We start from the raw sequence: 22388 nt of genomic DNA on the forward strand, positions 1-22388 counted from the left end.
CAAAATATATTAATGATTTCTTGAAACAGTGTCATTAACAATTCGTGGTGTAACAAAAATCAGCAACTCTGCTTGGTTAGAAATTTTCGAATTATTCTTGAATAAATTACCCACAACCGGTAAATCACCTAAGAATGGAACTTTATCCGAAGTTGTCGTTTTAAAGTCATCGAAAATACCTCCGAGCACCACTGTCTCCCCATCATTAATAAGTACATTGGTCTGTAATTCATTGGTATTAATTGATGGTCCTTCAGATGTCATCTCACCGATGGTATCTTTCTCAACTTTAAGTTCAAGTTGAACTTTTCCTTCAGGTGTAATGCTTGGTGTCACTTCTAACTTCAAATTAGCTTCTTTAAATGAGGTAGTGGAGCCCTCATTGGCACTATAAGTTTGATAAGGAATTTCTGTTCCACGTAAAATATAAGCTTTTTGCTTATCCCCTGTTAAAATTTTAGGCGCTGATAACACTTCACCCAGACCATCCGACTGTAAGGCTGTCAATTGAAGATCGAGCATATAATCAGAAATCTTCAATAAGCCAAAGTTAAACGTACCTGCAGAGGCTGTACTCAGATCTACACCTAGATCAACACGTGGTGAGAAATCACCACCCCACACATTAGAACCATTTGGCCCACCTGTAAACGTTGGATTATTACGTTGTAAGCCCCATTTAATCCCTAAATCACGAGAGAAGGTTCTTTCTGCAGTTACAATACGTGCTTCAACCATCACTTGTTTGACTGCAACATCTAAAAGATCGATCATCTTACGTATTTGATCAATGCGTTGTGATGTATCATTAATAATTAAAGTATTGGTTCGCGTATCTACTGAAACTGTACCACGTGGGCTGAGTAGATTTGCTTCACCTAAAGGATCATCGCCATTATCACCACCTGATGAAGAAGATGAATTAGTTGCTTTTTTAGATGATGTCAGCAATTTTTCAATGTCCGCTGCTTTAGCATAACTAAGTTGAATATATTCAGTTTGTAAAGGTGAAAGTTTAATCGACTGAGCTATCGCCTTAGCTTCATCCGCTTCCGCTTTAGTCAATTCTTCTATTGGTGCGATCCAAATGACATTACCATTACGACGTTTATCTAATTTTTTTGTCTTCAGTACAATATCAAGTGCTTGATCCCACGGTACTTCTTTTAATCGCAGGGTAATATTTCCTTGCACGGAGTCTGCAGCAACCATATTGATATCCGTAAAATCAGCTAAAAGCTGTAAAACACGTCGTACTTCAATATCCTGAAAATCAAGAGAAATCTTTTTGCCACTATAATGATTATTTACTTTCGGTCTCAATGGATTCTTATCTTCTGGGCGTTTTAAGCTAATTGTCAGCTTATTGTCCGTCTGGTATGCCATGTATTCATAGCTACCAGAAGTTTGAATCGTAATTAAACCAGACCCATTATCATTAATTGAATCAATGGTCGATGCTGGAGTGGCGAAATCATTTACGCTCAAGCGACGGATAAGATGTGTTGGAATTTTAGAACCTAATGTTCTTACAATCACTTTTGTTCCTTGTTGCTGAACATCCACAGGGGTATTTGATCCAGCCAAGTCAATTACAACTTGCCCTTCACCTTTTGAACCACGTTGGAAACCAATGTTCGATACACCTGATACGGCTTGTTGCGTAACAGACGGTGCTACTACATTTGCTTTAGCAGAGTTAATTTTCAGGATAAAGGTGTTGCCTTCAACACGTGTCGTAAATGCACCGGCATCTGCTAAGTTTACGGTAAGGCGCGCGCGTTGTGCATCTGAGCTTAGATCAACCGCTGAGGCTTCTGCTGTAGCAACATTGACCGTAGTTTGTTTCACATTTTGTTGCACTTGATCAAAATCAAGAATTAAACGTGACGGTGATTCTAATTGGTAGGCTTGAGGCTGTGGTGGTAAACCATTGAACATGACACGAATTTCTGTGCCTTGACCTGGAATTTGTAAAGGTACGACATTGGTTATTGAAACCTGCGCACTCGCCACCTGGGTAATTGCTATTGTAATTGCAGCCATTGAAAACTGACGAAACACATGATTCATTGTCTGACCATCCCCAAAATTAAATTTTCTGATACTTTTATTCATTGTTATTCCTTCAAAGCTTATGGCGCTGGCCCGATTAAGACAAGACTTCTAGGGCGTTCCACATAACCCTCACGACCGTCCGGTATAATCTCAATTAAATCAATTTGGGTCGGCGTAATATTCGTCACGCGACCATGATTTAATCCCATATAACTTCCACGTTGAATTCTTTCAATTTCGCTATCAGGCGTTTGAATCAAAGCAACAATCTGACCTGCTTGATTTTTCATACTGCCTTTCATATTCAGCGATTCCAATGCATAGCTTTCTAATGGCTGTAATTGGCGAGAAAAGTTTGGATAGACACGTTTGCCCGCCATCACTTTTAACTCAGCTGCTAATGAGCTTGGCAAAAATGGACTTTTCAGCTGATGTGCTGCGTAGTTGAACGTTTCAGTTGCTGAAAAATCAGGTGCTGGCTCAATCGGCAAAGCAGGTTGATTACGAATATTCGCCATTTCCTGATTGACATAATCAATACGCGAATCACAACCCACCAATGCATAGCCAAGCAGCGCAATTGACGTTATTTTTAGTATTTTCATTATTGAGCCCCCTCAGTCGTAGAAGGTTCTTGAGTTGCAGCGGCGCTTCCCACATAACGATACGTTTTGGCTTTTAAAACATAATCAATTGTTGGAATTTCAGAACGCTTTTCTTTATTTTCAGTCCCGGTAATACTGAAATCATGCAAAGTGACAATACGTGATAAGCCTGCAATGCTGCTAACAAACGTACCAAACGCATGGTAATCACCTGTTGCTTCAATCGCGATCGGTTGTTCAATAAAGAATTCTTGCTTAATTTCAGATTCTAGACGGATATTTTTGAATTTCAGTCCAGAATTGACCCCACTCAAGTTGATGTCTTCAACCAAACCGGGAATCTCAGTTTCTTTCGGCAACTGTTCTAATTGCTGATTAAAACGCGCTTCCATTTCTTGCAACTGCACTTGGTATTGTTGCAAGTTACGTAACTTCGAATCTTTTTCACGAAATTCGTTTAACAGATTCTGTTCTTGCGCATTGGCTTGTTGAATAGACTCAATTTTACTTCTAATAAAGCCGAAATAAACCAAAGCAAACACCAAAGCAATGATAAATAACCAACAGGTAATTTTAACCGCTAAAGGCCATCCACCATAGTTACTTGTATCTAAGGTGTTAAATTGCTGAAAGAACTTTTCCACCGTCATTTTATTTTTTGGTGCAGCAACAACATCTTGATTTAATTCATCGAATTGTTGACTCATGATGTAGCCCCTCCTGTGCTTGCAGCAGGTTGTGATGTTGGCTGATCTGCCGCGACGACTGGAGCAACTTGATCTAAGTCAACCGTTACTGTAAAGCTTCCGTAAGTCTCTTCTACACGTGGAATCACTGAGCTTGCTGCTTTTTCTTTTTTCTCTTCAGCCACTAAGAATGAATTCATAAAGGCATTACGATACCAACTGGATGCTTCTAAATTCCGAAGCAATTCCGCCACAGTATTTGGACTTTCTGCTTTGCCTTCAATGGTAAATTTATCGCCAGTACGGACAAATTTGGTGATGTACATATTGCTTGGTGTAACACGTACAACTTCATCAATGAGATGCACAGCAATTGGGCGCTGGGTTTGTAAGCCTTGAATCAATTTCATTCGTTCAACAATCGCATTACGTTGCTCTTGTAAGCCATCTAAAGCTTTCAATTGAACATCTAAATTTTGATTGGTACTGACAATCAGCTGATTGGCTTGTTCTTGATCTTGTAATTTTTGATCAAAGTAGAACCATGTTCCACCTGCAGCAGCTAACCCCATTAGCAATGCTGCAACTGAATATGCAATAAATTCATTATTTCTTTTAACTCTCAGCTCATCACGCCAAGGAAGTAAGTTAATTCTTGCCATTAATCAAAACTCCTCAATGCTAAACCGCATGCAACCATGAGTGATGACGCGTCATTTTCAATTTTTTTAATATCGATTTGAGGAGAAAAGCCCATTTGTAAAAATGGATTCGCGACGGTGACACGGTAACCGAGTTTTTGCTGTAATAATTTTGCGAGGCCTGGAATATTGGCATTGCCCCCAGCCAATAAAATATGATCAATCTCGTTAAACTGAGATGATGAAAAGAAGAACTGTAATGAACGTGCGGCTTGCTGCACCACAGCATCCAAAAATGGCTCAAGTACTTCAATGTCATAATCATCTGGCAAGGCACGTGTTTTCTTGGCACGTCCTGCTTCTTCAAATGACAATCCATAACGGTTTTGAATTTCTTGGGTCAGTTGTTTACCCCCAAAGACTTGCTCTCGGGTATAAATAATTTTATTGTTTTGCATGACCGACAAGGTGGTCATACTGTGCCCGATATCTAAAATACCGACCGTATTGACACCCATTGGCAACGTATCGGAAAACACTTTAAAAGCATTTTCAAGCGCAAAGCTTTCTACATCGGCAATTTTTGGATGTGTACCAGCAATTTGCAATACTTCTGAACGTGCTTCTACGTTTTCAATTCGGGTTGCGACCAATAATACATTGACGCGATTGGGATTGGACAATCGATCAGGCAGAACCTCAAAATCTAGGCTCGCTTCATCGAGTGGGAATGGAATATATTGTTCAGCGTCATCGCGAATTTGAACTTCACGCTCATCGCTCGACATATCTGCATCCATTTCAATGGTTTTGGTAATCACCATTGAGGTCGGAATTGCAAACGCTGCCTGATTCGACTGTGTGTTTGCCAAATTAATGGCACGACCTAAAGCATCTCCAACCGCTTCTGGGTTTAAGATGTTTTTTTCAACGACACTTCCTTCTGGTAGCGGGATGAGAGCATAGCTCTCTACCCAATACCGCCCGCTTTTCATAGAAAGTTCTAAAACTTTAACAGAGGTCGAACTAATGTCGACGCCTATTAACCCCTTATTTGGCTTACGATATAACCTGCGCACAGTATAATTCCTATTATTTTTTTATCCCCAATTTAAAGTAACCCACTAATGTGTTCTGGTCTATAATTTTATGTAGATACAATAACTCATCTAACATTATGTATATCTAAAGGATATACTGACCGCTCATTAGTTTGCCATTAGCTCTTATTAAAACTTACTTGTTATGAAAAAGCTATCTTGTTCAGGCCTAGTTCATCCATTTTTTTTGATCATGATGATTATCATGCTCTCAATCCCAATGGGTTTTTACGGCATGTATCTCTATATTGCCCCATCTTTACCCGAAATGTCTATGCTTAAAAAAGCACCACTGTTAAAGCCTTTACAAGTCTTTAGTTCGGACCAAAAACTCATTGCTGAGTATGGTGGCAAACTGTCTGTACCCGTGGAATATGATCAAATTCCTAGTGAGTTCATTCATGCCTTTTTAGCCGCTGAGGATTCTAGCTTTTTCGAGCATAGTGGCATTAGTTTCAAAGGCTTAGGTCGTGCAGTCAGTGAAACCATTACTGGCTCCGATGTGCAAACGGGTGGTTCAACCATCACCATGCAAGTCGCAAAGAATTATTATTTAAGCCCTGAACGGACTTTAAAACGCAAACTCACTGAAATTTTCCTTGCGCGTAAAATTGAACAAAATCTGACGAAAGAAGAAATTTTAACGCTGTATGTGAATAAAATTTTCTTAGGTAAGAATGCGTATGGCATCGCAGCAGCAGGCAAAATTTATTATAACAAGAGCTTAGATGAATTATCGTTAGCACAAATGGCGATGATTTCAGGCCTACCCAAAGCACCTTCAAAATACAACCCTGTAGCCAATCCAAAACGGGCACTTGAACGTCGTAACTGGATTTTGGGTCGTATGCTACAACTCGGTTATATCCAGCAAAATCAATATCAAGCTGCTATTGCAGAACCCATTAACTTAGATATGCCAAACCGTAGTACTCGCAATGTATTTCCATACGTCGGAGAAATGGTACGTTCTGAACTGATTGAAAACTTCGGTGAGCAGGCGATTGATTCGGGTTATAAAGTCTATACCACCATCAATAGTGAACGTCAGGCTTATGCCGAAGAAGCCGTTCAAAAGGGTTTAGAAGCCTATGATCGTCGCCATGGTTGGCGCGGTGCAGAAGCACACGATGAAGCTTTATCTAATTTCCAAGCTTTTGCCAATACCTATCCTGCACAAGTCACTAAAGTGAATAGCAGTAGCTTTGAAGCGTTAATGCAAGATGGTTCAACGGTGACCGTACCTTGGTCAGGTATGTCATGGGCACGCCCCTATCGCAATGCCAATGCAGTGGGTAATGCACCCAGTAAAGCCAGTCAGATTGTTAAAGTTAAAGATATTATTCGCTTAAGACCGAATGCCGATAAAACTTCTTGGGCTTTAGTTCAAGTGCCTAAAGTGCAAGGCCAGCTAATTGCGATTAATCCAAACAATGGTGCAATTGAAGCTGTGGTCGGTGGTTATAATTTTTATCAATCCACATTTAACCGTGCAGTCCAAGGCTGGCGTCAACCGGGTTCAACCATTAAACCCTTTGTTTATGCTTTGGCTTTAGAGCGTGGTATGACCCCACACAGTATGGTCAGCGATAGCCCAATTACCATTGGAAAATGGAGCCCGCGTAACTCAGATGGACGTTATTTGGGAACAATTCCGTTACGCCGTGCACTGTATTTATCGCGTAATACCGTTTCTGTTCGTCTTTTACAAACCGTCGGCATTGAGCGTACACGTCAATTATTTATGGACTTTGGTTTAGAAGATAAACAAATTCCACGTAACTACACCATTGCACTCGGTACACCCCAAGTACTCCCAATTCAAATGGCAACCGGTTATGCGACCTTTGCCAATGGTGGCTATCGTGTTCAACCGCATTTCATTAGTCGTATTGAAGATGCTTATGGCAATACCATCTTTGAAGCTAAACCTGAATATGCATGTATTACCTGTATAAATGAGCCTGAAGCAGATACTGAAACTGCCGCAAGTGAAGCCATTACCCCAGATGATGAAGTGATTGAAATCACCAATTCAAATGTTGATAAAAAACCAGTCGCTGCAAATAACCCAGAAAATAGCAACTATCGTCAAGCACAACGTATTTTAAAATCAAGTTCTGCTTTTGATATGGCGAATATTTTGCGTGACGTAATTCAACATGGTACGGGTCGTGCTGCGCTCAAAATTGGACGTAATGATATTGGGGGTAAAACAGGTACAACCAATGATGCTAAAGATGCGTGGTTTGCAGGTTTTAATGGCAAACTGGTCACTGTAGCATGGGTTGGATTTGATAAACCAACCACCCTCGGTCGTCGAGAATATGGTGGTGTTGCCGCTTTACCAATTTGGACTGACTTTATGGCGAACGCATTAAAAGGTACACCAGAAGCTTGGGTACATTTAGATCGTCATGCCAAAGCACCATTAAATCGAACCAAAGTGGTTCAGGCTGAACCTGTTGATCCATCTTCACCACCAATGGCAACGCCTGCCTACCGCCCTGCCCCAGTGGTTGTGCCGAAACGGGTAGATAATGATTTTGAAGACTTACCAGGTCAAGAAATTAAAACGCCTGAGCAAGTACCTGCACCGGTTAGATCAGAGCAGCCCTTACAACCCAAAAAAGTAGATAACTTGGATTCTTTAATTGAACAAGTTCGATAACAAGACCAATAAAAAAGCCCGCATGATTGCGGGCTTTTTTATGAAGCGAATTTATTTCTTTTGGAAGATATAAATCTGATATTGAGCATTGAGCTCAAATTGATCTTTAGCTTCTAAGGCTTCACGACGTTCGGCTTTTACCTTATAAGCATAAGGCGTCATCGCAATCAGATTTTTTAAATCCTGCTGTGCTAATCGCATTGGCGCATCGACAACAAGCTCATCCACCAAATCAAATGCATCTTGCAGCTGTTCAACGAATTTATGCGGCTCGTGTGGCTTCACCTCTTCAAACAAGGCTTCCCGCATGGCATACAAATGCTCTGGTGCAGGTGTCACTACCATTAAATAGCCTTCAGGTTTGAGCACACGTAAAATTTCTTGCTTTGGAATGGGACTAAATAAACTGGTACATAAATGAATTGAAGCATCGAGTACAGGCAAAGTTGCACCGGTTCCCACAACCCAAGTCACGTCTTGATTCAGTTTAGCCGCCACTTGCACTGCATTTTTTGCAATATCCACCCCCACACATTGCATGACTTCTTGCTGCATGGCATTGGTGTAATAGCCTTCACCGCAACCAACATCCAATAAATTTTCAATATGTAATTTACGGATTTTTTCGACTACAGCATGTTGAAGCGGTGCATAGTGTCCTGCACTTAAAAAGGCACGACGTGCTTGCACAGACTCAGGCGTATCACCCGGATTTTTACTGTGCTTATGCTGAACCACATGTAAGTTCACATAACCTTGTTTAGCCACATCATAACTATGATTATTGACGCATCGCCATGTTCTTTCACTGAGCTTCAACTGCTCACGACAAACGGGGCACATGAGTAAGTTCATTGGGTTCTTTCTCCAAAATAAAAAAGCCGGCATACGCCGACTTTTTCAAAGGTATGTCTTAACGTAATTTTAAAGTCATTAGACCCAAAACCACCAACATAATAGTAATAATCCAGAAACGGATCACAACTTGTGTCTCGCGCCAGCCTTTTTTCTCATAATGATGATGCAACGGCGCCATCAGGAATACACGTTTATTCCGCATACGCAATGAACCAATTTGCAGGAATACTGAAATTGCTTCAACCAAGAACACACCCGCCATAATCGCAAACACGATTTCTTGACGAACCATGACAGCAATCGTACCAAGCATTGCACCTAATGATAATGCACCAACATCACCCATAAAGACTTGTGCAGGATGCGCATTAAACCAAAGGAATGCTAAGCCCGCACCAATCATAGCGGCACAAATGACCACAAGTTCAGACGAGTATTTCACATACGGAATATGCAAATACGTCGCGAAACGTACATCACCTGCTAAGTAAGCAAATACACCTAAACCTGTTGCAACCAACACAATCGGCATAATGGCTAAGCCATCGAGACCATCGGTAAGGTTGACCGCGTTTGAGGCACCATTAATCACGAAGTAAGTGAAGATGATGAAACCAATGCCAAGCGGAATTGCTGAGAATGGAATGCTATGATCTTTAAAGAATGGAATTAAAAGATCGAGCATATTCGCTGTATGGACGGGATTGGTTTGTTGCTGTGCAATCACATAGAGTGCAATACCGACACCTAAAGCACCCACAGAAGTCCAAAAGAATTTCTTACGTGCAGGCAGACCAGCATTGTCTTTATAACGGATTTTAATCCAGTCATCCGCCCAACCGACGGCACCAAAGATCACCATCACAGCAAGTACAATCCAGACATAAGGATTAGATAAATCTGCCCAAAGTAAGGTCGAAATACCAATAGATAGTAAAATCAGCACACCACCCATGGTCGGTGTACCCATCTTTTTAGCATGGTTTTCAGGGGCAAATGAACTCACTGCCTGACCATATTTCAAAGCTTGCAGCTTACGAATCATGATCGGACCCAGCACTAAACCAATCGTCAATGCAGTCAATACACTGAGTAACGCGCGCAGCGTTAAATAACGAACCACCTGAAACGTGCTGTCATAGCCCGCCAAATGTTCAAATAGCCATAACAGCATTTAGAGTTTCTCCATCAATGCAGCCATCAATGTTTCCATATGGGTAAAACGCGACCCCTTAAACAGGAAAGACATGGACTGAGGTTGATGTGTTTCAATCAAATTAATTAAAAATGGCAATGCCTGCTCTTGATTTAAGAAGGCCTGCATTTTCTTACCATATTGGGTACTCCGAGCACCTTCTTGTGCAGCAGGCGCAAACTCACCCACTGTCACGACAAAGTTAAGCCCTTTCACCGAAACCAAATCACGACCCAGCTTATAATGCTCAATCGCAGCTGATGCCCCAAGTTCGCCAATATCACCCATGACCATGACACGAATGCCATCTTGCTGTGCCAAAACATCTGCAGCAGCACGCATTGAGGTTGGATTGGCGTTATAGGTATCATCAATAAATAAAAATTCTTTATGCTTGATAAAGTTTAAACGACCTTTTGCACCGACTGCATGCTCAAGCCCCACCACAATATCATCAAGTCCAATACCAATCGACAATGCAAATGCAGCAGCAGCTGTCGCATTTTGTACATTGTGTTCACCTGCAAATGGCAGATTCACAACTTTTGCACCTTGCGGTGTATTTAAAGTAAATGTTGCAGATTGAGATTGCAGTTCAATATTTGTAGCAAAAACATCACCATCTTGCCCAAAGCTCATGACATGATCGGTTTTTACCGCATTACGAATGTCTTGAGCAAAATCATCATGCGCAGGCACAATCGATGTCTCAGAAATATGCGCATAAATTTCAGATTTAGCACGGCAGATGCCATCACGCCCACCAAACTCACCCATATGTGCAGTTCCGATATTCAGAATGCCCGCCACATGGGGTTGAACTAAATTTGAAGTATAATCAATCTCACCTTGATGACTTGCACCAAGTTCCATGACTGCATACTGATGCTCAGCACGAAGTTCGAGCAGCATCATTGGCACACCCAAGTCATTATTGAGGTTACCACGTGTCACGAGCGTCGGTGCGAGACGAGATAAAATACTACCGAGCATTTCTTTAGTGGTGGTTTTGCCACTACTACCCGTTAATGCAATCACCTTGAGCTGTGAATTTTGAGCACGACGATACGCGCCTAAAGCACCCAATGCCAAACGTGTATCTTCAACCACAAGCTGACAGATATCTGCGTCAACGGCTTGGCTCACGATTGCAATTTGACAACCTTGTTCTGCCACTTGCGCGACAAAATCATGCGCATCAAAGCGTTCACCTTTGAGGGCTAAAAAAGCATCTCCTGCTTCTGCATGGCGGGAGTCAGTTAAAATTCGCTTAATCTCACCGACAGGCGCACGGTCATTCAACCAATAACCTTGGGTCGCTTGTGCAAGTTGTGCTGCTGTCCAAGGTTCAAGAGTCGCGGTACTGGTCGTTGAAGTATGCATGTTCTGATCCTTTTACTGTGCAGGATATGCTGAATCGGTATTGTGAAGTTGGGCATCAATCGCAGCTTGAACTTCGACCACATCATCAAACCAATGACGTACTCCATCAATTTCTTGATAGTTCTCATGTCCCTTACCAGCAATGACGACAATGTCCCCTGCTTTGGCATGCGCTATAGCAAACTTGATTGCCTCACGACGGTCATGAATCTCATGATAAGTCTTCGCTGAAAAATCAATACCTTGTTTCATATCAGCAAAGATTTGTTCAGGATTTTCAGTGCGTGGATTATCTGAGGTTAAAACTGCGATATCCGCACCGTCTAATGCAGCTTGCGTCATGAGTGGTCGTTTACCGCGATCACGATCGCCGCCACAGCCAAACACTGCCCATAAATCATGAGCAACATGACGTTTAAGCGTAGCGAGTACTTGAGTTAAAGCGTCCGGTGTATGGGCATAATCCACAATGAATAAGCGATCTGCATCACGTATCACTTGCATACGCCCCGGTGCACCTTTCAACTGAGGGACAATAGCAATCAAACTTGATAAATCGAAACCAGCTTGTTCTGCTACGATTAAACTCGCCACCAAATTTTCAATATTAAAATGACCAATCAGCGGACTTTTTACGGTCATTTCTTGATGTTGAGTAATCAGTTTAAATTCAGCACCTGAAATTTGGTATTGAATATCAGTAACTTGATAGTCCGCTGCTTGAGACAATGAATAGGTGAGAATTTTAGGTTGGCTTGGATTCGCTCTTGCCGCCTCAATCATGACATCGGCATGTGCATCATCGAGATTCATCACGGCAACTTTTAAACTTTCAAATTTAAATAGACGTGATTTCGCTTCCGCATATGCCTCTAGAGTACCGTGATAATCCAAATGATCACGACTGAGATTGCTATACGCTGCAATTTCAATGGCACAGCCATTTAGGCGACCTTGCTCTAAACCATGTGAACTGGCTTCAATAGAGGAAAATTCAGCTCCTGCTTGCGCATAGCTATGTAATGCATTTTGCAGTTGAAGCGCATCTAAAGTGGTATGCGATGATGATTCTAAATTCGGTAAAATCCCATTGCCTGTCGTGCCCATCACAGCACAGGCTTTGCCTTGCAGCATAATCAGTTCAGCCACCAAGCGAGAAATGGTCGTTTTGCCATTGGTACCCGTGACTGCCAATATGCGCGCGGCTTGAACTGGCTTCGTCGCTTGTAGATATTGCTTTTGCCATGCACCCATTAAATGACGTACATCAGGCACGACAATACTTGGATAAACCCCAAGTTCAACTTCTGAAATGACGGCCAAAGCACCTTGATCTAAGGCTTTTTGTGCAAATTCAGCTGTTTTTTCTGGTTGTGAAAAACTAGTTAAAGCAATAAAAATTTGCCCTAACTGGACTTTACGACTGTCTAATTCAAAACCATGAAAGGCTTGATTGATCCATTCAGCAGTATCTTGAACGGCGTAGATATCTTTAAATGTAATAGACATTGATCACCTATTTACTGAACGTTGGGAGATTCTAAAGGTTTGTCCAATGGGACATTCAATAAGCGCAATGATTCTTGCATCACACGCGCAAATACAGGTGCGGCAACCAAACCACCATAATATTGACCCGTTGGGTTTTCGACCACAATCACCATGGCTAAACGCGGGTTACTGACCGGTGCCATCCCTGCAAACAAGGCACGATATTCACTTTGTGAATAGCCTTTACGGTCTGCACGCAGTTTATGCGCTGTACCTGTTTTACCTGCCACACGATAGCCCGGAATATTGGCTTGACGTGCTGTACCACCGGGTAGCGTCACTGCTTCCATCATATGCAATACTTGATCGGCAATTTTTGGATCAACCAGTTGCTCGCCTTTAGGTTGCTGCTCAAGTTTGTATAAACTTAACGGCATTTTAAGCCCTTTATTGGCAAGCATCGCATATGCATCGGCAACTTGTAGCACTGTTGCATTTAAGCCATAACCATAGGACATGGTTGCTACTTCAGAGATATTCCATTTACTTGGTGGCAAAATCAAACCAGCACTTTCACCCGGGAATTTGACTGCTGAACGTTGACCAAACCCGAGACGTTTATAGAATGTTGGTAGCGTTTGATACGGTAGAGATAAGCTGATTTTAGCCACACCCACGTTAGAAGATTTTTGAATAATTCCGCCTAAGGTTAAAGGACCGTAGTTATGCGTATCACGGATGGTATGGTTACCAATGCGCATAGAACCCGGTGAGGTATTCACCACCGTATTGGCATTGTATTTACCACTTTCCAATGCCATCGCAACGGTCAATGGCTTCATGGTCGAACCCGGCTCAAACGAGTCAATCGCACCACGGTTACGCATGGCATCTTTATTCACAAAGCCATTTTTATCATTTGGGTTATACGACGGCCATGAAGTCATCGCCAAAATTTCACCCGTTTTGACATCAACCGCAATTGCTGATGCAGAACGTGCATTATTCGCCACACCGGCAGCAGTGAGTTCACGATACAAAATATATTGCAGACGTGAATCAATACTCAAAGTGATGTTTTCACCGGCTTCCACTTCTTTAATGACTTCAGGGTCTTTAACACGATTACCCTTTTTATCTCGGACAATTTGCTGTTCGCCATCTTCACCAGAAAGACGCGAATTCAGCTGCATTTCTAAACCTTCAATCCCCATCCCTTCACTATTGGTTAGACCAATAATTTGTGAGTTTGGTTGTGGTTGCGGGTAATAACGTTTATAGGTTTTCTCTGCGTAAACCCCTTGGAATTTACGTGCAATAATCAGTTCTGCTTGTTGTGGCGGTACTTCTTTTTTCAAAATGAGATAACGTGAACGTGGACGTTCTTGCATTTTTTTACGTAGTAGCGCGCGATCCATGCCAACTGCATCGGCAAGTTCATCTAAGTTCAGGTTTTTATCGGGCAGTTGACGTTTCAGCTTGCGATTATTCGGCTCTTTTTGTAACGCGAGCATGGTCTCGTCATAGAGCTTTTTATTTTCAAAATAATCACGCGGATCAATCACCAATTTCATAATTGGGGTACTGATTGCCAAAGGCACACCATTGCGGTCGTAGATTACCCCGCGCATGGCTTTAATCTTATCGGTTCTTAAAATGTTGGCATTGGCTTTATTTTGCAAAAAGTCTTTGTTAATAACTTGCACGTAAAAAGCACGACCAATTAATGCAATAAAGCATGCCAACACCACTGCCCACATGATATAGAAACGATTCATATCGACATTTAAGGTATTTTTATTGGTCACAGATTGCTGTTTTTTGCGTACTGTTTGCTTTGTTTTCTTGTCTACCATGTGAACGCGCTAGCCTTATTTTTTAGCATCTGAAGTTTGCGGTAATGAGATTACAACGGTTTGATTAATCGGCGGTGAATACATACGCAATTGAGTCACTGCACGCGTACCAATTTGCGCTGTCGCACCAAAGGTCTGCTGCTCGATCAGTAAACGTCCCCATTCCGCGTTTAAATCATCACGTTCACGCATGTATGTACTGAGTTTTCGATAATCTTGACGATATTCAAAAACTTGGAACACCACAAAAATTGCACTCACAAACACCATTAAAAGTAAAATGGCATAGGTCATGCTTTTTTTAAGCCGCAATCTATCCGTTTTTTTGTCGACCACTTCAGTTCTCATTATTCGTCTATGGAGCCAAACGTTCAGCAACACGCAACCATGCACTACGTGAACGTGGATTGGCTTTCACTTCTTCATCACTGGCTTTGACACGTGACACTTTCTTTAAACGTCGTGTATCTTTTTGCTGCCCCGGCATACCCCAACCAAAGTCTTCATCTAAGGTCGATTCTTTTTGAATAAACTGTTTAATCAAACGATCTTCTAAAGAATGGAAGCTAATCACTGCCAAACGTGCCTCAGGTTTCAGTACTTCAACCGCTTGCGGTAGGAATACGTCAATATCTTCTAATTCTTTATTAATAGCAATACGAATGGCTTGGAAAGTACGTGTGGCTGCATGTTTGTTCTTTTCCCATTTCGGATGGGCAACTTTCACAATTTCAGCCAGTTGCGCTGTCGTATCAATGTAGCCTGCGTTCTTAATCGCTTTGGCAATACGGCGGCTATAACGCTCCTCACCATATTTATAAATCACATTGGCTAAGTCTTCTTCTTCAATATTGACCAACCATTCAGCAGCTGTTGGACCTTTTGAGTTATCCATACGCATGTCTAAAGGTCCATCCTTCATAAAGCTGAAACCACGTTCTGCTTGATCAAGCTGCGGTGATGACACGCCTAAATCCGCCATCACACCATCAACAAACTCAATGCCACGCGCATGTAATTCTTGTTTCAAATCCGCAAAGCTGGCATGAATAATTTTAAAGCGTGAATCTTCTTGTTCTAAAATCGCGGCTGTCTCTAAAGCTTGCGGGTCTTTATCAAAGCCGTAAACACGTGCATTTTCGTCTAATTTTGACAGCAGTTCGCGTGTGTGACCACCACGACCAAAGGTTCCATCCACATAAACTCCCGTACTGCGACCTGCCAATAAGGCATCAACCGTTTCATGAAGTAATACAGAAATATGTGACATACAGACTCAATCAATGGGGCTAAAAATTTAACTGCACATTATCACTCTGTTTAGCCAAAGCTCCAAACGACTTTTTGTAGATATATATTATTTTCTATAGAGAAAACCGTTTTATCGATACAAAAAAAGCCTGTCTACGCATGCCTTTACACTTCTTGTTTCAATTCTGTTTTATGTTTCAGCTTCTCAAGCCATTTATGCGAACTCAGCTTTTTCTTCATTTCTTGATATGATGGGATTCAATTTACATCTCAGACTTTATTTTGAGATTCTCCCAAGCTGATAAAGCTGAGCATAATTATGAAAAAATCGATTCTTTGGATCAGTCTAGGCGTTGTGATTGCAGCCGTTCTACTCTGCTTTTGGTTGATGTATCCCAATGCTGAATTACGCGGTAAACATCAAGCAACGCTCTGTAATGTGGTGCGTTTGAGTCCTGAGCTGAACACGCAAGCCGAATTGCTACAACGCATGCATTTTATTTATGATAACAGCACACCCACCTATGCCTATCATCATCCGAAATTTTATGAATATTATAGTAAACATTTAATTGATCAATTTGTGGTGCTGGATGAAAAACAAAAACAACAGCTTCGAGATGATTTTGAAGCCTGTAGAGCCGTCATTCAATAAGTGATGCCATAATAAAAAAGCCAGTCTCTAAGACTGGCTTTTTTTAGATATTGATCAAAGCATCAAATTAACGTTTGTTATAGATTTGATCGAAGATTGCTCCATTCGCAAAATGCGTTTTCTGTGCATTTGACCAACCACCAAAGACCTCATCAATGGTGAATGTTTTGATTTTCGGGAATTGCGCAGAATATTTAGCAAGCGCTTGGGCATTACGTGGACGGTAATAATGTTTTGCCGCCATTTCTTGACCGAGTGGTGAATACAAGTAATTGATATAGCCTTTTGCTAACCATTTATTGCCATTTTTCTCAACAGTACGATCAACAATTGCGACAGAAGGCTCAGTCAAAATCGACATAGATGGATAAATAATATCAAATTTATTTTTACCCAAAGTTTTCTGCGTTACTAAAGCTTCATTTTCCCAAGTTAACAAGACATCGCCAATACCACGTTCAGCAAAAGTTGTCATTGAAGCACGCGCTGCAGAGTCCATCACTTTGACGTTTTTGTACATCTTGCCAACAAATTCTTGGGCTTTGGCTTTGCTACCACCCGGTTGCTTTTCAGCATAACCCCATGCTGATAAATATACCCAACGTGGCAAGCCACCTGTTTTCGGGTTTGGCGTAATAATCTCAACACCTGGTTTAACTAAGTCATTCCAGTCTTTAATATGTTTAGGATTGCCTTTACGCACCATCATTACAACAGTCGAGGTATACGGTGCTGAGTTATGTGGGAACTCTTTTTGCCAACCTGCCTTGATTTGTCCAGAACGCACAATCTCTTCAATATCATTGGCAAGCGCAAGCGTGACGACATCACCTTTTAGACCATCAACAACCGAACGCGCTTGTTTACCAGAACCACCATGTGACTGTTTAAAGTTCACATTAATACCGGTACGGCTCTTCCAATATGCACCAAATGAAGTATTGAATTCATCGTAAAATTCGCGTGTCGCATCATAAGAGACATTCAAAAATTCACGATCGGCTGCTTGTGTAGCAGTGGTTGTAACTGCAACACCTGCCAGCAACAATATAGAGCTAAATATTGATTTTAATTGAGTTTTCATAGAAACACTGGAGATTATATATAATACATATAACTATATGAAATAAAGTCACTAATCGCAATTCATCATATGCTCATATAGTTCTGTATGATAAAAGCATTTTTTGTTTTAATTTCATGTTTTATCTCATAAAAAATTCAAATAGACGCTTTATTCTGTTTTATAGCATTTTATTCTTTAGATATGAAAAAAAACGGATAAGAACCTTATCCGTTTTATATTTCCTGTCGCTGTCAGATGATGACGTTATTAACGATTTTCTGAAACAATTTGATCGTAGATTGCACCATTTACGAAATGTGTTTTTTGCGCTTTCGCCCAACCGCCAAAGACTTTATCAATGGTAAAGGTTTGGATTGTAGGGAATTGAGCTGCATATTTTGCTGCAACATTTGCATCACGTGGACGGAAGTAATACTTCGCCGCTAAGGCTTGCCCTTTTGGCGAGTACAAATAATTTAAATACCCTTTGGCTAATTGACGGTTGCCATTTTTATCGACGGTTTTGTCCACGATTGCGACAGATGGCTCTGCCAAAATCGAAATGGACGGATACACAATATCGTATTTATCTTTACCAAGTCCTTGTGTTGCAAGTAATGCTTCATTTTCCCAAGACAGTAAAACATCACCAATACCGCGCTCAGCAAAAGTGGTCAGTGAACCACGCGCACCTGAATCTAAAACTTTGACATTCGCATAGAGTTTTTTCACCAACTCTTTGGCTTTGGCATCATTCCCGCCCGGTTGTTTCAGTGCATATCCCCAAGCAGAAAGATAAATCCAACGCGGTGCACCGCCTGTTTTTGGATTAGGCGTAATAATTTCAACACCCGGTTTGGTTAAGTCATTCCAGTCTTTAATTTTCTTCGGATTGCCTTTACGCACTAAAAAGACGATGGTCGAGGTATAGGGTGCAGAATTATTTTTAAATTCTTTTTGCCAACCCGGTTGAATCAAACCCGCTGCAACAATTTCTTCAATGTCATTGGCAAGGGCTAAAGTCACGACATCTGCTTGCAAACCATCAACAACTGAACGTGCCTGCTTGCCAGAACCGCCATGGGATTGCTTAAAATTAACCGCTTGTCCGGTTTTTTGTTTCCAGTATTTGCCAAATTCAATGTTGTATTCTTGGTAAAATTCACGTGTTGGATCGTAAGAAACGTTTAAAAAATCTTTCGCAAATACCTGCGTTGCCGAAAAACCACCCAGTAAAACCCATGCTGCTGAAACGATTATTTTTTTTCATTATTTAAAACTCAACATTGATATTTCGCTCAATATATAAACAAATAAAATATTTAACAATCATATCCTTATATCAATACATCCAATCTATTGCGCTTTTATAGATATTCAAAATACTGTGTTCTAAAGCAGATAATATTCTAAGTTCCTCGCTAGGATTGAGGCGATCTTCACGCTATCTTCATATTTATTTGTTACAAATATCAGCATTAAGGAAAAACTTGCAATATTGAGTAATTTTCAACGACTGAATATTTATTTTTTTGTAATTTATGTGACGTAGTTCTACTTTTTATCAACTTAATGTGGTTAAATTGTAGTCATGGTAATAAAACAAACGATTCACAAAAATTAATCCAACACCAAAACAAGGGGAAGTTTGGAAATGAAATTTACAGCATTCAAGACCTGCATCCTAAGTATTTTTATGATGTTGACCACACAATTGGGTCATGCCGTTGTGGTGAAATCAGATGCGGCTAAAGCCCCTATGAGCTTGATCTCTGAAAGAACATCACCAATTGAAAAAGCAATTAAGCAACAAAAAACAGAAAAGAACATGCGTATGGATGACAACTTAAAAGTATTAACGTCGCTTAAAGTTGCGCCATCTCAAAATTTCTTTGCACAGCAGAACCAACGCTTTAGCCGTTTTTTGCAAACGATTTTTTCTTAATCTTACTTAACCCGAATCCTGCTTAAGCCGATGACTTCATAATTTGAATTGTTGGCTTATTTTTATGGATCAGTTGATATGCACACAACGACGCGTAAATCCCTCCTAGAAATCCATGAACACTACGTGCTTTGCTTGTCACTAAATTGTACTGACCTTTCAATAAACTGAATAAAGTCTCTATCTTATTGCGCTGTTTTAAGTGATATTTATCTGCCTCAGAAAGTTGTATAGTCTGCATATTTTTTCGATGATAGGTAATTAAATCAATGCCTTGCTCTTTTAATCTAATCTTCAGTTCTTGACTAATATAGCCACGATCTTCATATAACTTTGCTTCCATCTCTTTAACGAGTCTCTCAACCATTTTTATGTCAGCAACATGTCCATTCGATAAAGCAGAACAAGCAATTTCGCCAAATTGGTTCATTGCAATGTGCAATTTACAGCCATAAAACCAGCCCATTGAACTTTTACCACGAGATGCAATTTTAGCTAAAGATTTATGGCGTTGAATACGTTGATTTTTACAAACTGGCAAAGTCGTTGAATCAATCCATAAATATTGTGTACCTTGGTCTTTCATCAGCACCACATGTAAAGCGTGTAGAGCCAATTGGTGCATATTGATCAGATGAATCATCCTTTGATAGCAAGGCAAATACTTAAATAAATGGTTTTTATCTTCTTTTAACCAAATGAAAAATGCTTTGAAATTATTGAAATGAGAACATTTGTACCAAATAGCGATAAAACAGATTTCTGAAATGGTTAAATGAGCAGTTCTGATTCTTAAGGAACGATTACTTTGCTTAAGAAAATTCCAATAGGTTGCTTCAAATTTAAGAAAGAAATCATCAATTAAGCAGAATAATTCGGTACTATTAAACATCGGGACTAGAGTTGTGAGTTTTGTGTGGTAACTCAACTGATGGCTCTAGTTCTTCTATTTTTCAAGTTAATTTCTTATCCGCGATTCAGGTTACTTAATATTTAACTTTCATTAAACCTTTCAAATGCCTCATCACTGAATGTCGAATTAAGCATTAAGTGATGGGGCTTTTTCGTTATAATACATTTAAATTTATATTCAAGATTCTATCTGACTATGACTGTTCGTACTCGTATTGCACCCTCTCCTACCGGTTTCCCTCATGTAGGAACTGCGTATATCGCTTTATTTAACTTATGTTTTGCCAAGCAGCATGGTGGTGAATTCATTCTTCGTATTGAAGATACTGACCAACTTCGCTCTACCCCTGAATCTGAAAAAATGATTTTAGATTCATTGCGTTGGCTAGGTCTTAATTGGTCTGAAGGTCCTGATGTTGGTGGTCCTCACGCACCTTATCGTCAGTCTGAGCGTATGGATATTTATAAAAAATATGCGCTAGAACTGGTTGAAAAAGGTCATGCATTCTATTGCTTCGCAACAGCAGAAGAGTTAGATCAAATGCGTGCTGAACAACAAGCACGCGGTGAAAGCCCACGTTACGATGGTCGCGGTCTATTGTTGTCAGAAGAAGAAGTGCAACGCCGCTTAGCTGCGGGTGATGCGCATGTCATTCGTATGAAAGTACCGACTGAAGGCATGTGTAAATTTAACGATATGTTGCGTGGTGAAGTAGAAATTCCATGGGCGCAAGTAGATATGCAAATTCTACTTAAAACCGATGGTCTACCAACTTACCATTTGGCAAACGTAGTCGATGACCACTTGATGGAAATTACCCACGTGATTCGTGGCGAAGAATGGATTCCATCTGCACCGAAGCACCAATTATTGTATAAATACTTTGGTTGGGACATGCCTGAGCTTTGCCACATGCCACTTTTACGCAATCCAGACAAGTCAAAATTGTCTAAACGTAAAAACCCAACGTCAATTAATTACTATAAAGACATCGGTGTTTTACCCGAAGCATTGTTGAACTACTTGGGTCGTATGGGTTGGTCAATGCCAGACGAAAGTGAAAAATTCACTTTAGCTGAAATGATTGAGCACTTTGACATTAAACGTGTGTCTTTGGGTGGTCCAATCTTTGATGTAGAAAAACTCAATTGGCTCAATGGTCAGTGGATTAAAGGTTTAAGCCCTTCTGATCTTCTTGATACCCTATTGGCATGGAAAGCAGATCGTAAAATGTTGGAAGACATTGCTGCTGCCATTCAACCACGTATCAATTTACTTTCTGAAGCGGTGAATTGGGCAGGTTTCTATTTCAACCAGTTCCCACCACTGTCTAAAGAACAATTTGAAAGCAAAAAATTGACTGAAGAACAAGTGCGTCAAAGCTTACAATTTGCAATTTGGCGTCTCGAGAGCATGTTCACTTGGAACAACGATACTGTGAGCCAAACCTTGATGGATCTTGCGAACCAAATGGGCATTAAACTTCGTGATTTCATGCCAACCTTCTTTATTGCCATTGCAGGTTCGACCTCGTCTACCCCTGTTATGCAATCGATGGTGACGATTGGTCCTGATTTGACCTTCGCTCGCTTACGTCATGCGCTTGAAATTGTCGGAAACCCGAGCAAAAAAGAAGTAAAAGTATGGGAAAAACTCAATGAAAGGTTAAAATTGCCGAAAAATGACGCAGTTGATCAAGCTTAATTGATTTTTATATTGACGCATGGGCGTTATATCCCTAATATAGCGCCCATACAGAGACACAGTGTTTAACACTGAATCTGATGCCTCAATTGTCCCTATCGTCTAGAGGCCTAGGACATCGCCCTTTCACGGCGGTAACCGGGGTTCGAATCCCCGTAGGGACGCCATATTCAAGATCATTCTTGTGATGGTCTTAGTAAAAAACCCAAGCATAATGACTTGGGTTTTTTATTGCCTGCAATTTCTCAGCAATATCCCGACGTCTACTTTTGGCTTTCGCTAAATTTGTGATTACAATAAGCCATTACCA

At 40.8% G+C, this 22388-nt stretch carries 19 protein-coding genes and 1 tRNA gene; 5 read left to right on the forward strand and 15 right to left on the reverse strand.

Translation table 11 applies throughout. The features are described 5' to 3' along the window. Window positions 1–9: 9 nt before the first annotated feature. The 5 genes from GFH30_RS11795 to GFH30_RS11815 are packed head-to-tail and all read right to left on the reverse strand — an operon-like array spanning window position 10 to window position 5069. On the reverse strand, window positions 10–2118 hold the full coding sequence (locus GFH30_RS11795) for a type IV pilus secretin PilQ (protein WP_153372825.1): 2109 nt from the start codon (window positions 2116–2118) through the stop codon (window positions 10–12). A gap of 17 nt (window positions 2119–2135) precedes the next feature. Next, window positions 2136–2663 (reverse strand): pilus assembly protein PilP, encoded by a 528-nt coding sequence (locus GFH30_RS11800; RefSeq protein WP_153372827.1) that lies wholly within the window; start codon window positions 2661–2663, stop codon window positions 2136–2138. Further along, window positions 2663–3370, reverse strand: a complete 708-nt coding sequence (locus tag GFH30_RS11805; protein WP_153389405.1) for a type IV pilus inner membrane component PilO — start codon at window positions 3368–3370, stop codon at window positions 2663–2665. Before GFH30_RS11805 ends, GFH30_RS11800 begins: the two co-directional genes overlap by 1 nt. After that, window positions 3367–4011 carry a PilN domain-containing protein gene (locus GFH30_RS11810; protein WP_153372831.1) on the reverse strand — a complete coding sequence of 215 codons (645 nt, stop codon included), beginning with the start codon at window positions 4009–4011 and terminating at the stop codon, window positions 3367–3369. Before GFH30_RS11810 ends, GFH30_RS11805 begins: the two co-directional genes overlap by 4 nt. Then, window positions 4011–5069, reverse strand: a complete 1059-nt coding sequence (locus GFH30_RS11815) for a pilus assembly protein PilM (protein WP_153372833.1) — start codon at window positions 5067–5069, stop codon at window positions 4011–4013. The genes GFH30_RS11810 and GFH30_RS11815 overlap by 1 nt, the downstream gene beginning before the upstream one ends. 166 nt (window positions 5070–5235) lie before the next feature. On the opposite strand from GFH30_RS11815, the gene ponA reads away from it, so the two are divergent. Next, window positions 5236–7761, forward strand: coding sequence for a penicillin-binding protein PBP1a (gene ponA, locus GFH30_RS11820; protein WP_153372835.1), 2526 nt, complete (start codon window positions 5236–5238; stop codon window positions 7759–7761). A gap of 51 nt (window positions 7762–7812) precedes the next feature. Here ponA and GFH30_RS11825 read toward each other — a convergent pair whose 3' ends face one another. The 7 genes from GFH30_RS11825 to rsmH all read right to left on the reverse strand — a co-directional run bounded on the left by GFH30_RS11825 (window position 7813) and on the right by rsmH (window position 15814). Next, window positions 7813–8616 (reverse strand): putative RNA methyltransferase, encoded by an 804-nt coding sequence (locus GFH30_RS11825; RefSeq protein WP_153372837.1) that lies wholly within the window; start codon window positions 8614–8616, stop codon window positions 7813–7815. A 58-nt stretch (window positions 8617–8674) separates the two neighbouring features. Continuing rightward, the gene (mraY, locus tag GFH30_RS11830; RefSeq protein WP_153372839.1) at window positions 8675–9793 is read right to left on the reverse strand and encodes a phospho-N-acetylmuramoyl-pentapeptide-transferase; all 1119 of its coding nucleotides are present in this window, start codon (window positions 9791–9793) and stop codon (window positions 8675–8677) included. Beyond that, complete coding sequence (locus GFH30_RS11835; RefSeq protein WP_153372841.1) at window positions 9794–11197, reverse strand: UDP-N-acetylmuramoyl-tripeptide--D-alanyl-D-alanine ligase; 1404 nt, start codon at window positions 11195–11197, stop codon at window positions 9794–9796. A 12-nt stretch (window positions 11198–11209) separates the two neighbouring features. Further along, window positions 11210–12706 carry a UDP-N-acetylmuramoyl-L-alanyl-D-glutamate--2,6-diaminopimelate ligase gene (locus GFH30_RS11840; RefSeq protein ID WP_153372843.1) on the reverse strand — a complete coding sequence of 499 codons (1497 nt, stop codon included), beginning with the start codon at window positions 12704–12706 and terminating at the stop codon, window positions 11210–11212. Window positions 12707–12717: 11 nt separating this feature from the next. Then, a complete protein-coding gene (gene ftsI, locus GFH30_RS11845) occupies window positions 12718–14544 on the reverse strand; it encodes a penicillin-binding protein PBP3 (RefSeq protein WP_153372844.1) in 1827 nt (608 codons plus the stop codon). Window positions 14545–14559: 15 nt separating this feature from the next. Next, window positions 14560–14838 (reverse strand): cell division protein FtsL, encoded by a 279-nt coding sequence (ftsL, locus tag GFH30_RS11850; protein WP_406565734.1) that lies wholly within the window; start codon window positions 14836–14838, stop codon window positions 14560–14562. Window positions 14839–14899: 61 nt separating this feature from the next. Further along, window positions 14900–15814 carry a 16S rRNA (cytosine(1402)-N(4))-methyltransferase RsmH gene (rsmH, locus tag GFH30_RS11855; protein WP_153372848.1) on the reverse strand — a complete coding sequence of 305 codons (915 nt, stop codon included), beginning with the start codon at window positions 15812–15814 and terminating at the stop codon, window positions 14900–14902. 300 nt (window positions 15815–16114) lie between these two features. Between rsmH and GFH30_RS11860 the strand changes: the two genes are divergently transcribed. Beyond that, complete coding sequence (locus GFH30_RS11860) at window positions 16115–16450, forward strand: hypothetical protein (RefSeq protein ID WP_153372850.1); 336 nt, start codon at window positions 16115–16117, stop codon at window positions 16448–16450. Window positions 16451–16517: 67 nt separating this feature from the next. Here the strand turns inward: GFH30_RS11860 and GFH30_RS11865 are convergent, their stop codons facing one another. Both GFH30_RS11865 and GFH30_RS11870 read right to left on the reverse strand, forming a co-directional pair. Then, complete coding sequence (locus GFH30_RS11865; protein ID WP_153372852.1) at window positions 16518–17534, reverse strand: sulfate ABC transporter substrate-binding protein; 1017 nt, start codon at window positions 17532–17534, stop codon at window positions 16518–16520. Between the two features lie 249 nt (window positions 17535–17783). Continuing rightward, a complete protein-coding gene (locus GFH30_RS11870; protein ID WP_153372854.1) occupies window positions 17784–18776 on the reverse strand; it encodes a sulfate ABC transporter substrate-binding protein in 993 nt (330 codons plus the stop codon). Between the two features lie 394 nt (window positions 18777–19170). Here GFH30_RS11870 and GFH30_RS11875 point away from each other — a divergent pair, with 394 nt between their 5' ends. Continuing rightward, complete coding sequence (locus GFH30_RS11875) at window positions 19171–19461, forward strand: hypothetical protein (protein WP_153372856.1); 291 nt, start codon at window positions 19171–19173, stop codon at window positions 19459–19461. 22 nt (window positions 19462–19483) lie between these two features. Here GFH30_RS11875 and GFH30_RS11880 read toward each other — a convergent pair whose 3' ends face one another. After that, a complete protein-coding gene (locus tag GFH30_RS11880) occupies window positions 19484–20353 on the reverse strand; it encodes an IS982 family transposase (RefSeq protein WP_153372858.1) in 870 nt (289 codons plus the stop codon). 216 nt (window positions 20354–20569) lie between these two features. Between GFH30_RS11880 and gltX the strand changes: the two genes are divergently transcribed. Next, window positions 20570–22078 (forward strand): glutamate--tRNA ligase, encoded by a 1509-nt coding sequence (gltX, locus tag GFH30_RS11885; protein WP_153372860.1) that lies wholly within the window; start codon window positions 20570–20572, stop codon window positions 22076–22078. Between the two features lie 91 nt (window positions 22079–22169). Continuing rightward, window positions 22170–22245: transfer RNA gene (locus tag GFH30_RS11890), tRNA-Glu, on the forward strand. Window positions 22246–22388 lie beyond the last annotated feature (143 nt).

This window comes from Acinetobacter wanghuae, from assembly GCF_009557235.1.
Taxonomy (GTDB): domain Bacteria; phylum Pseudomonadota; class Gammaproteobacteria; order Pseudomonadales; family Moraxellaceae; genus Acinetobacter; species Acinetobacter wanghuae.

Bases quoted from the DNA above. Each gene is read 5' to 3' on its own strand.
- GFH30_RS11795 (WP_153372825.1), bottom strand. From the start codon at position 2,118: ATGAATAAAAGTATCAGAAAATTTAATTTTGGGGATGGTCAGACAATG.
- GFH30_RS11800 (WP_153372827.1), bottom strand. From the start codon at position 2,663: ATGAAAATACTAAAAATAACGTCAATTGCGCTGCTTGGCTATGCATTG.
- GFH30_RS11805 (WP_153389405.1), bottom strand. From the start codon at position 3,370: ATGAGTCAACAATTCGATGAATTAAATCAAGATGTTGTTGCTGCACCA.
- GFH30_RS11810 (WP_153372831.1), bottom strand. From the start codon at position 4,011: ATGGCAAGAATTAACTTACTTCCTTGGCGTGATGAGCTGAGAGTTAAA.
- ponA (WP_153372835.1), top strand. From the start codon at position 5,236: ATGAAAAAGCTATCTTGTTCAGGCCTAGTTCATCCATTTTTTTTGATC.
- GFH30_RS11825 (WP_153372837.1), bottom strand. From the start codon at position 8,616: ATGAACTTACTCATGTGCCCCGTTTGTCGTGAGCAGTTGAAGCTCAGT.
- mraY (WP_153372839.1), bottom strand. From the start codon at position 9,793: ATGCTGTTATGGCTATTTGAACATTTGGCGGGCTATGACAGCACGTTT.
- GFH30_RS11835 (WP_153372841.1), bottom strand. From the start codon at position 11,197: ATGCATACTTCAACGACCAGTACCGCGACTCTTGAACCTTGGACAGCA.
- GFH30_RS11840 (WP_153372843.1), bottom strand. From the start codon at position 12,706: ATGTCTATTACATTTAAAGATATCTACGCCGTTCAAGATACTGCTGAA.
- ftsI (WP_153372844.1), bottom strand. From the start codon at position 14,544: ATGGTAGACAAGAAAACAAAGCAAACAGTACGCAAAAAACAGCAATCT.
- ftsL (WP_406565734.1), bottom strand. From the start codon at position 14,838: ATGACCTATGCCATTTTACTTTTAATGGTGTTTGTGAGTGCAATTTTT.
- rsmH (WP_153372848.1), bottom strand. From the start codon at position 15,814: ATGTCACATATTTCTGTATTACTTCATGAAACGGTTGATGCCTTATTG.
- GFH30_RS11860 (WP_153372850.1), top strand. From the start codon at position 16,115: ATGAAAAAATCGATTCTTTGGATCAGTCTAGGCGTTGTGATTGCAGCC.
- GFH30_RS11865 (WP_153372852.1), bottom strand. From the start codon at position 17,534: ATGAAAACTCAATTAAAATCAATATTTAGCTCTATATTGTTGCTGGCA.
- GFH30_RS11875 (WP_153372856.1), top strand. From the start codon at position 19,171: ATGAAATTTACAGCATTCAAGACCTGCATCCTAAGTATTTTTATGATG.
- GFH30_RS11880 (WP_153372858.1), bottom strand. From the start codon at position 20,353: ATGTTTAATAGTACCGAATTATTCTGCTTAATTGATGATTTCTTTCTT.
- gltX (WP_153372860.1), top strand. From the start codon at position 20,570: ATGACTGTTCGTACTCGTATTGCACCCTCTCCTACCGGTTTCCCTCAT.